The 747-nt window shown below is 30.8% G+C and carries 1 protein-coding gene; it reads right to left on the bottom strand.

Annotation, left to right across the window (positions count from 1 at the left end; translation table 11 throughout):
- Positions 1–146: 146 nt before the first annotated feature.
- Positions 147–747 (bottom strand): hypothetical protein (locus CQA53_RS12890; RefSeq protein WP_115544045.1); only part of this gene is annotated, 601 nt, incomplete at its 5' end.

Genomic DNA, 747 nt, shown 5'->3' with positions numbered 1-747 from the left:
GATTGTATGTATCTTTAGAATCATAAAGTTTAAAGTTATTATTTGGATTATAAGTGTTAGTATTATCTATCACACCAGCTTTTATATCAAAGCCTTTATGACTAGAATTTGGTAAGCCTATAGAAATACCTAAGGATTGCGTATTCTCATTTGGATTCATCATCGCTTCCTTTGCCAAAGATTACCCAACGAGTTCCAAAAAAATCTTCAAAAAATTGCACACTTTTACCTTGAGATTCTAAAGCTTCTTTTGTTTTTTGACGGATAAAATTTAGTGGAATATCAATGCCATTATTAAGAATTTGAATTCTAAGTTTATTTTTACTCTTAATGACCGCTTCCCCTATAATGTTTTTTCTTACTTGAGAATCTATTGGAAATATGACAAAATCATATTGCAATGACCTCATATACCTTCTTACGTCTACATGATGCATCATTCCCACTTCACCAAATCTAAAAAATCCTTTTTGCATTCGCCACCAATGCCTACGCTCAAAGCCTATGCCTTGATTTGTGATATAGAATCTATTTTTACGCAAATAGATAATATCATCTGTAATTAAAAATATACCCATAGCTCCAATTAGTATAAATATAATCAAGGATACATACTCTATCACAAGAGATGTTCCAGCATATACAAGCAAACAGCTAAATGGAATAAAAAAGAATATATTAACACAATAATCCCACAAGCCAAGCTTGTATTTTACTTCAAACACCATCTCATCATTATGAGAATCT

This window comes from Helicobacter didelphidarum, assembly GCF_003364195.1.
Lineage (GTDB): Bacteria > Campylobacterota > Campylobacteria > Campylobacterales > Helicobacteraceae > Helicobacter_A > Helicobacter_A didelphidarum.
Note: the sequence above shows the minus strand (reverse complement) of the source record. Positions and strands in the feature narration are given on the sequence as shown.